Below are 9,268 nucleotides of genomic sequence, written 5' to 3'. Positions count from 1 at the left end.
CTGTGACCCCCTCCCTCCCCACCGCGCCGCGGGGGAGACGCCCCGCGGCGCGGTGGGGAGGGAGGGGGTCACAGAGGTCAGAACTCCCCGAGCCAGGCTTCCTGTGCCTTCTCCAGGGCGTCGTCGACCGACTGGTCGCCGGTGAGGGCGCCCTGCAGCTGCTCGTCGAACTCGCGCATCAGCTGCTCGGCGACCGGGAGCCCGACGAACTCGTTCGCCGGGTAGCCCGCCGAGTAGATGTCGAAGGCCTGCTTGTAGAGGTCGTCGCTCTGCGAGAAGTCCGGCGTCGACGTCGTGTTGCCGGGGAACGCGTTCGCGAGGGTGGAGAGGGTCGAGTTGGTCTCGGAGCTCATCAGGAACGAGACGAGCTTCGCGGCCTCGGCCGGGTGCTCGCTCGCGGCGGAGACGCCCAGACCCCACGAGGCGTAGGGGATGCCGCGCTCGCCGCTGAAGCCGTCCTCGGCCGGGATGGCCGAGATGCTGAACGTCAGATCGGGGTTGGACTCGCGGATCGACTCGATGTGCGAGAGCGAGTCGATCATCATGCCGACACGGCCGTTCGTGAACTCCTCGACCTTGTCCTGCTCCTTCATCGTCGCTGCCCCGGGCGCGATGACGCCGTCCTCGTTCAGCTGGGCGATGTAGTCGATCGCGCTGGTGACGTCGTCGTTGGTCAGGTCGGGAGCGCCGTCCTTCAGCATGCTGCCGCCGGACGCCCACACCCATGACATGACGTCGTTCTGGATGCCGTTCGGAGCGTCGCTGGAGAGGGGGAGGACCCAGCCGCTCGTGTTGTCGCCGAGAGCGGTGATCGCCTTCGCCGCGGACTCGAACTCGCTGCGGGTCGAGGGCGGAGCGGTGACGCCGGCCTCCGCGAGGAGCGCGTCGTTGGTGAAGAGCGGGTAGACGAAGTTGACGACCGGCACCATCGCGGTCTTGTCGTCGACGACGACCTTCGATGACAGCTGGCTCTCGTCGAAACCCGCGCCGGAGAGGAGCGGGCCCAGGTCGGCCAGCGCGCCCTGCTTCGCGAAGTCGCTGATCCACGCGCCGTCGAGCCCGACCACGTCGGACATCGTCCCGGCGGCCGCTCCGGCGAACAGCTGCTCCTTGGTGGACGCGTACGGCCCGCTCAGGAGGTCGACGGTGATGCCGGGATTGGCCTTCTCGAAGTCGTCCATCAGTCCGCGGAGCGCGCCGTCCGGGAGCTCCGGCTCCCACCACTGCGCGAATTCGAGAGTGACGTCTCCTCCGGCGTCGGAGGATCCCCCGCCCTGGCTGCAGCCGGTGACCATCGTCGCGGCGAACGCCGCGCTCACGGTGATGACGACGGCTCTTCTGATCCGAGCACCCTTGCTCATGAGACTCCTCTGCGACTCTGCAGTGTTCTGCTGTTGTATGCGCCTTTGTGCGCTTGTGTTCTGTGAATGTAGCTCCACGCGCACTCGACTGCAAGATCCGGCAGGAAAGTGCCGCAATGTGCGACATCCGGCGGCTAGCGATGCGGAACCGCTGCGGTTTCCGGCGGTCGAGTTGCAGGTTCGTGCGGCTCGGTGTTAGAAAGCCCCCATGTCCGTCACCGAGCGCACCCCGTCCGCGAACGACGCTCCGCTGCGCCTCCCCGCAGGGCGCAAGGCCGATCTGGCGGCTTACGTGGCCGAGGCGGGGGAGGTGACGGTGGCCGCTCTCGCCCGCCGCTTCGCCGTCTCGGCGGACACGGTCCGGCGCGATCTCGACCAGCTCGACGCCGACGGCTACCTCGTCCGCACCCACGGCGGCGCGGTCTCCCTCTCCGTGATGCCGGCCACCGAGAAGCGCCTCGACGTGCGGCTCGGACTGCAGCGCGGCGCGAAGGAGCGGATCGGCGCGCTCGGTGCGGGACTGATCGAGAACGGCGCCGTCGTGATGCTCAACGCCGGCACGACCTCGTTGGCTGTCGCCCGCCACCTGAACGACCACCGCGAGCTGACGATCGCGACCAACAATCTGCGCATCCCCGCCGAGATCGGCTCGAAGGTCTGCCGCGACCTCTTCGTCTTCGGCGGTGCCGTGCGGCTGGGCGGTCAGTCGACCGTGGGGCCCGTGGCCTTCGCCTTCTCGGAGTCCGGCTCCGCGGTCGATCTGCACTGCGACATCGGCCTCATCTCCGTCGGTGCCGTCTCCGCCGAGACCGGCTACTCGACCAGCAACTTCGCGGAGGGGGTGATGATGAGCGAGATGATCGCCCGCTGCGAGCGCGTCGCGATCCTCGCCGATCAGACCAAGTTCGGCCGGAAGCTCTTCGCCCAGGTCGCGGAGCTCGGTCGCGCGGATTATCTCGTCACCGACGCCCCGCCGCCCCCGGAGCTCGAGGAGGCCCTGCGCGACAGGGGAGTGGAGATCGTGCTCCCGGCCGGTGCGGCCGCCCGGGAGCGCTGACCCGCTCCTCACAGCACGTTGATCGCGGTGGCCCGCCAGCGCGCGTCCGTGCCTTCGAGCCGGATCGCGACGGCCCGGCTCCGTGCGCGGTGATGCACCAGCACGACTCCCTCGACGACACCGTCCCGCGGCTCCGTGACGATCACCCGTCCGACCGTGAACGGGACGCGCTGCGCCGTCCGCTTCCGCAGGCTGCGGGCGCGAGCCGCGAGCACGATCCGCTTCTGCAGGTGGTGGTAGACCTCGTCGCTCAGCCACCGCGCGATCTGGTCGATCTCGCGCGAGCCCTCCAGGATCTCGATCACGAGGTGCGTGAGCCGGGCGAGCAGGGGCTCCGGGTCGGGCAGCTCCGCGCGGGTCGCAGGCTGCGGGGCGAAGAACTCCGCGAGGGTGAGCCGCTCCACGGCCGCCTCGGGGTCGAGGGGAAGGGTGCGGTAGTCGAAGGCGTGGAGGGGAAGGCTCATGCGGCGATCTCCTGGGGCAGGACGAGCTGTTCACGGGTCCGGGTCACCTCTCTGCTCGACGGGCGGGGCGCGCTGGGTCGGCACGCGAGGACGACCTCATCGAAGCAGTCGAGGGATGCTCATGGAGTGCAGAGGCGCAGACTGTGGATAATCGTCGGCCGTCCCGAGCTGTGGACAGCGAGCCCGGCGTGCGCCGCCCGGCCGCGCCCTAGGCTTGTCGGGTGTCGACCCTCAGTGACCTCGTCCTCTCCCACGGCCGATCCGACGAAGCGGACGTCGAATGGCTGCACCTGCTCGTCGGCGACCTGCAGCTGCTCGCCGACCTGGCCTTCGCCGACATCGTGCTCTGGGTGCCCACGGCCGACGACAGCTTCGTCGCCGTCGCCCACGCGCGCCCCAGCAGCGCGGCGACGCTCTTCTACCGCGACTTCGTCGGGCAGAGGATCAAGTCGGAGTGGCGTGCCCAGGTCGTCGAGGCGTTCGAGACCGCGCGGATCGTCGACACCTCCGCCCCGGACTGGTTCGAGGAGACGCCCACCCGCGTGCGCGCGGTGCCCGTCCTGCGCCGCCTGGGGGCCTCCGACGGCGGGACGACGGACCGCCCCATCGCGGTCGTCACGCGCCACACCAACCTCAGCGAGACGCGCACGCCGAGCCGGCAGGAGCTGACGTTCAACGACTGCGCGAACGACCTCTTCTCGATGATCGCCTCGGGCGACTTCCCCGATCTGGGCGCGCCGACCGGTCCTCGCCGCGGGGCGCCGCGCGCGTCCGACGGCCTGATCCGCCTGGACGTCGACGGCGTCACCACGTTCGCGAGCCCCAACGCCCTCTCGGCGTTCAACCGCATCGGCTTCGCCGACGAGCTCGAGGGGGAGTCGCTCGCCGAGGTCACGACGAAGCTGATCGCGGGGAAGGTCGTCATCGACGAGTCGCTCCCGCTGGTCGTGACCGGCCGGGCGCCGTGGCGAACCGACATCGAGGCCCGCGGAGTGACGGTGTCGCTGCGCGCGATCCCGATCCGCGACCGCGGCGAGCGGGTCGGCGCCGTCGTCCTGTGCCGCGACGTGACGGAGCTGCGCCACCAGGAGCGGGAGCTCATCACCAAGGACGCGACGATCCGCGAGATCCACCACCGCGTGAAGAACAACCTGCAGACCGTGGCCTCGCTGCTGCGGATCCAGGCCAGGCGCACCCACTCCGACCTCGCCCGGGAGGCGCTCACGCAGGCGATGCGCCGCGTCGCCGCCATCGCGGTCGTGCACGACACGCTCTCGGAGGGGCTGAACCAGAACGTCGACTTCGACGCGGTCTTCGACCGGGTGCTGCTGCTGATCGCCGAGGTCGCCTCGACCCACAACACCACGGTGCACCCGAAGCTGACGGGGAGCTTCGGCAACCTGCCCAGCGAGTACGCGACTCCGCTCGCCCTCGCCCTGACCGAGCTGGTCACCAACGCCGTCGAGCACGGCCTGGCCGGACGGGAGGGCGACGTGGAGATCGTCGCCTCGCGCAGCGATGACGAGCTCACGGTGAAGGTGCGCGACACGGGCGTCGGGCTGCCGGAGGGCAAGGTCGGATCGGGCCTGGGCACGCAGATCGTGCGCACGCTCATCCAGGGCGAGCTCGGCGGCACCATCGACTGGCACACGCTGGTCGGGCGCGGCACCGAGGTCACCATCGAGGTGCCGCTGCGGTGGCTGGAGCGCGCCCGCTCCTGAGCCCGGAGACGACGCGACCCCCGCTGCCGAGAGGCGACGGGGGTCGGGGTCGTTCGTGCCGCCGAGCGGCTCGTGCGCCTAGGAGGCGCGGCGTGCGCGAGCGGCGCGGCGCTTCAGGGCGCGACGCTCGTCCTCGCTGAGGCCGCCCCACACGCCCGAGTCCTGGCCGGTCTCGAGGGCGTACTGGAGGCAGACCTCGGTGACGGTGCAGCGTGCGCACACCGACTTCGCCTTCTCGATCTGGTCCACGGCCGGGCCGGTGTTGCCGACCGGGAAGAAAAGCTCGGGGTCTGCGGTGAGGCAAGCGGCCTTGTCGCGCCAGTCCATGCGGGTGCTCCTTGTGTGAAGGCGTGCGTGGAGGAACCACGCAGTGTTCGGGTGGGATGATCGATCCACGCCGACGATCCCGACCAGTACTCGACCTCCGCGCCCTCACCGGCGCACGCCACGAGGCCCCGTGCTGGAGCGCGGGGTGGATCGGGGTGGTGGACGGGAGAGCGCTCGGTTCTTGCCGGTGCACTCGACGCGATGCGCGAGCACTGCGTCGGCCACCCGGCTCCAGTGCTGGTCATCCGGCTCGCCCCCGTGCCTGACGGCGCGGCGGGATCGGATGTTCACATCGGCGGAAACCCACGACCCTGTGAGCGGTGAAACGAACTGGACTAGCCTGTCACGGGGATGAGCCCGAATCAAGAGTCCTGGATGGGATGTGCCTGTGACCGCTGACGCGAACGGGTCCCGCGGACCCCGCCCGACCGCCTCCCGGCCGCTCGGTCTGGTGGTGCTGATCGCGGTCCTGGCCCTCGAGACGCTCGCCGTCGCCGGGGTAGCGGCGTGGCTCGTGCTCGAGCTGCTGACGACCCGGGCCGACACGGTCGGCGGAGGGATCGCCATCGTCGTCCTCGCGCTGATCGCCGTGTGCTGGGCCGCCGCGACGACGCTCGGCGCCGTGCGACGGCGCGGCTGGATGCGCGCGTCGGCGCTGACGATCCAGCTGGTGATGATGGCCGTGGCGCTCGGCGCCTTCCAGGGCCAGTACGCCGTGCCCGACATCGGCTGGGCGCTGCTGGCGCCGGCCGTGGTGGCCGTCGTCGCGCTGTTCCTCCCGAGCGTGGTCGCCGCCACTCGTCGCGATCCGGCCGTGTAGCCGGACGGCTGGCGCGCCGCCGCTCGCGGGTGCGACGCTGGAGGGACCCCCTCCTCGACACGGAAGCGACGCGCATGGACTCCACCCGACTCGGCTCCAGCGGCCTGCAGATCTCCTCGATCGTCCTCGGCTGCATGAGCTTCGGCGCTCCCGACCGCGGGGCCCACGGCTGGAGCATGGGCGAGGAGGAGTCGCGGACCTTCCTCCGGCGGGCGCTGGACCTGGGGATCACCACGTTCGACACGGCGGACGTCTACTCCGACGGCACGAGCGAGGAGTTCGTCGGCCGGGCGCTCGCGGACTTCGCGGTCCGCGAGGAGGTCGTGATCGCCACGAAGGTCCACGGGCGGATGCGCTCCGGCCCCAACGGCGGCGGCCTCTCGCGGCGGCACATCCTCAGCGCGATCGACGACAGCCTCCGGCGTCTCGGCACGGACTACGTCGACCTCTACCAGATCCACCGCTGGGACCCCGAGACGCCGATCGAGGAGACGATGGAGACGCTCCACGACGTCGTCCGCTCGGGCAGGGCGCGCTACATCGGCGCCTCGAGCATGTGGGCGTGGCAGTTCGCGAAGGCGCAGTACACCGCGGATCTGGGCGGCTGGACGCGGTTCGTCTCGATGCAGGACCAGTACAACCTGATCCAGCGCGAGGACGAGCGCGAGCTGCACCCCTTCTGCGTCGACCAGGGAGTCGGCGTGATCCCGTGGTCGCCGCTCGCCCGGGGCCGGCTCACCCGCGACTGGGACGAGACCACGGCGCGCACCGAGACCGACGTCTTCGGCGGCACCCTCTACCGCCAGCAGGAGGAGGCCGACCGGCGGACCGTCGCGACCGTCGCACGCATCGCCGAGCAGCGCGGCGTGCCTCGTGCGCAGGTGGCGCTCGCCTGGGTCCGGCAGCAGGAGGCGGTCACCGCTCCGATCGTCGGAGCCACGAAGCTCCACCACCTCGACGACGCGGTCGCGTCGCTGGACGTGGAGCTGACCGCCGACGAGCTGGAGGCGCTGGGCGCCGACTACGCACCGCGCGCCAACGAGGGGTTCTGATCCGGCCGATGCGCCACCGCTGATCCGCCCGAGCGGTCTCCGCTATGTTTCCTCTCGAAGATGACGGAAGCTCGGATCGGGAGGCGGCATGGCGAGGAGTGCTGGGGATCCGTTGGGGGCGCGCTACCGCCTGCTCGAGCGGATCGGCTCGGGTGCCGCGGGCGAGGTGTGGCGCGTCGCTGACGCGCAGGGGCCGGACCGCGCGGCGAAGCTCCTCCGCGGTGAGCACGTGCACGACGCGGGCCTGGTCGAGCGGTTCGTCCGTGAGAGGTCGGTGCTCACCCGTCTGCGGCACCCGCACGTCGTGGAGGTGCTCGACCTCGTCGTGGAGGGGGAGACGCTCGGGATCGTGATGGAGCTCGTCGGCGGCGGATCACTGCGGGAGCTGCTGCGGGACGAGGGCACCCTCCCGGCGGTCGATGCGCTGCCCGTCGCGGCCTCGATCCTCGACGCTCTCGCCGCCGCGCATGCGATCGGCACGGTCCACCGGGACGTGAAGCCCGACAACGTCCTGCTCGCGGAGGGTGCGGACGATGCGGGCTCCGCCGTCCGCGTCTCCGACTTCGGCATCGCTCATGTGGTCGCCGAGGGTCCGCGCGCGACGACGGGTGTCATCGGGACGCCGGAGTACCTCTCGCCCGAGATGCTCGCCACCGGACAAGCCGGCCCGCCGAGCGACGTCTACTCGACGGGGATCCTGCTCTACGAGCTGCTGTGCGGCCGGACCCCCCTCGCCGGTCCCGGCGCCGACGTCGCGGTCGCCTACCGGCACGTCGCGATGCTCCCGCCGCCGCTGGATCTGCCGCCGCGGCTCGCGTCGCTCCTGGACCGGATGCTCGCGAAGGATCCGGCGTCAAGGCCGACGGCTGCGGAGGCGGCGGGGATCCTGCGACGCCTCTCCCCGGCGCTGGCCGGGCTGCCGGCGCTGCCGCTCGCGGCGGGCGCGGCGGAGTTCGAGGAGGCCGAGCGCCCGGGCACGGTCCTCCGCGGGATGGCGGTGGAGATGTCGTCGGAGCCGGTAGAGGAGGGGCCCGCTCCCGAGCTCGGCCCGTCGTCGCAGGCGACCGTGCTCCGCCCGGTGCGGCGCCGTGAGCTGCGCCTGGTGGAACGGCCGTTCGAGGCTCCAGCTCGGCGGGGGCGCGGCGGACGTCTGCGGATGATCCTCGCCGCCCTCGGCGCCGGCGTCCTGCTCATCGGGGCGGTGCTCCTCGCCGTCCAGCCGCGCGGCGGCGGAGCACGGGCCTCGGCGCCGGATGCCGACCTGTCGGCCCGGCAGCAGGACCGGCCGCTGCCGACGGGCCTCGGAGCGACGCGATCGGCCACCTGGGACGCGGAGCGACGGGCCGTGGTCGTCGAGATCTCCTACTCCGCCCAGAGCGCGCCCCTCTCGGGGTCCTTCCTCGAGGTGCTGCCGGGCCCGGACGCCGCGGCGGCGTGCCCCGCGGCCAGCTGGTCCGGAGTGACGGCGGTGCGCAACCGGCCGAGCGTCACCGGAGTCGGGGTCGGCTGCGGTTGGAGCCTGACGGACCTGCACGTCCCGGCGCAGGGGATCGTCGACGTCACGGCGACCGTGCCGATCGCGGTGGCCGAGCAGAGCGCCCTGGACGGGTGGCTGGCGGCGGCAGCGTCTGCGACGGCACAGGCCGTGGCCGACCCTGCGGTCACCGGGACGGCGTATCCCGTGCAGCGGCTGCGGGATGTGCGGATCGAGACTCCCGCGCGGACGGTCGGCCGGACCCCGCTGCCGGTGACGCTGGTGCCGGTCTGGCCGAGCGGGGCCGACCCCGTGAACCCCCTGCTCGCGACGCCGTCGTCCGCGCCGGCGAGCAGCATGCTCGACGCGATCGCGGGCGGAGTGGAGGGCGTGCGGTTCAGCGACGGCTGCAGCGGCGCGGTCGCCGTGTCGTCCGACGGGCTGACGGTGACCGCCCTCACGGTGACTCCGTCCTGCGAGCTGCGCGCCCGAGTGGGCGCGTTCTCGGACCTCTCGAGCAGTCCCTTCGCGATCACCACTCGCGAGTGAGTCGACCTCCCGCGCCAGTGTCGAGCCGTCGACGCCACGCGAGCCGCTGTGCTGTCTTGCCTTCTATCATGACGAGACATCCTCATGAAACGACGGTGGAGTGGGGAACGGGCGGGACGGTCCCGTCCGCAGGGGTAGAAAGGTGTGATCCATGTCACGTGTTCTCTCGACCGACGAGGCGAAGTCCGCGATCCAGCAGATCCAGTCGATCGTCAACGGCGGCCTCGCCGATCAGATCAGCCGGCTCGACGCGCAGGGGCGGACACTGTCCGATCCGAACGTCTGGGACGGTCCGCTGGCCTCGCAGTTCCGCTCGTCGACCTGGCCGGAGACGAAGTCGGCCCTCGAGAAGGCCAAGCAGGAGCTCGAGGAGCTGCGCAGCCAGCTGGCGACGATCTCGCAGAACATCTTCGCCGCCGGCGGAGGGAGCTGACCGGCCGTCG

General features: G+C 71.6%; 9 protein-coding genes. 6 read left to right on the top strand and 3 right to left on the bottom strand.

The window, feature by feature from the left end; translation table 11 throughout:
- Positions 1–77: 77 nt before the first annotated feature.
- The gene (locus C5C39_RS03790; RefSeq protein ID WP_104352702.1) at positions 78–1,361 is read right to left on the bottom strand and encodes a sugar ABC transporter substrate-binding protein; all 1,284 of its coding nucleotides are present in this window, start codon (positions 1,359–1,361) and stop codon (positions 78–80) included.
- Positions 1,362–1,569: 208 nt separating this feature from the next.
- On the opposite strand from C5C39_RS03790, the gene C5C39_RS03785 reads away from it, so the two are divergent.
- Positions 1,570–2,418 (top strand): DeoR/GlpR family DNA-binding transcription regulator, encoded by an 849-nt coding sequence (locus C5C39_RS03785; protein WP_104239351.1) that lies wholly within the window; start codon positions 1,570–1,572, stop codon positions 2,416–2,418.
- Positions 2,419–2,426: 8 nt separating this feature from the next.
- On the opposite strand, the gene C5C39_RS03780 is transcribed toward C5C39_RS03785, so the two are convergent.
- A complete protein-coding gene (locus tag C5C39_RS03780; RefSeq protein ID WP_219813312.1) occupies positions 2,427–2,882 on the bottom strand; it encodes an Rv3235 family protein in 456 nt (151 codons plus the stop codon).
- 221 nt (positions 2,883–3,103) lie between these two features.
- On the opposite strand from C5C39_RS03780, the gene C5C39_RS03775 reads away from it, so the two are divergent.
- The gene (locus tag C5C39_RS03775) at positions 3,104–4,603 is read left to right on the top strand and encodes a sensor histidine kinase (RefSeq protein WP_104224128.1); all 1,500 of its coding nucleotides are present in this window, start codon (positions 3,104–3,106) and stop codon (positions 4,601–4,603) included.
- A 78-nt stretch (positions 4,604–4,681) separates the two neighbouring features.
- On the opposite strand, the gene C5C39_RS03770 is transcribed toward C5C39_RS03775, so the two are convergent.
- On the bottom strand, positions 4,682–4,930 hold the full coding sequence (locus C5C39_RS03770; protein WP_055788231.1) for a WhiB family transcriptional regulator: 249 nt from the start codon (positions 4,928–4,930) through the stop codon (positions 4,682–4,684).
- A 388-nt stretch (positions 4,931–5,318) separates the two neighbouring features.
- Here C5C39_RS03770 and C5C39_RS03765 point away from each other — a divergent pair, with 388 nt between their 5' ends.
- The 4 genes from C5C39_RS03765 (at position 5,319) to C5C39_RS03750 (ending at position 9,258) form a co-directional block, all read left to right on the top strand.
- The gene (locus C5C39_RS03765; protein ID WP_104255262.1) at positions 5,319–5,750 is read left to right on the top strand and encodes a hypothetical protein; all 432 of its coding nucleotides are present in this window, start codon (positions 5,319–5,321) and stop codon (positions 5,748–5,750) included.
- Between the two features lie 74 nt (positions 5,751–5,824).
- Positions 5,825–6,802 (top strand): aldo/keto reductase, encoded by a 978-nt coding sequence (locus C5C39_RS03760; RefSeq protein ID WP_104283369.1) that lies wholly within the window; start codon positions 5,825–5,827, stop codon positions 6,800–6,802.
- An 88-nt stretch (positions 6,803–6,890) separates the two neighbouring features.
- On the top strand, positions 6,891–8,825 hold the full coding sequence (locus C5C39_RS03755) for a serine/threonine-protein kinase (RefSeq protein ID WP_104352701.1): 1,935 nt from the start codon (positions 6,891–6,893) through the stop codon (positions 8,823–8,825).
- 151 nt (positions 8,826–8,976) lie between these two features.
- A complete protein-coding gene (locus C5C39_RS03750) occupies positions 8,977–9,258 on the top strand; it encodes a pyrophosphorylase (protein WP_104224124.1) in 282 nt (93 codons plus the stop codon).
- Positions 9,259–9,268: the final 10 nt, after the last annotated feature.

Source organism: Rathayibacter sp. AY1F3 (assembly GCF_002931975.1).
GTDB lineage: Bacteria > Actinomycetota > Actinomycetes > Actinomycetales > Microbacteriaceae > Rathayibacter.
The sequence above is the reverse complement of the archived record's forward strand: the minus strand, read 5'-3'. Positions and strand labels throughout refer to the sequence as shown.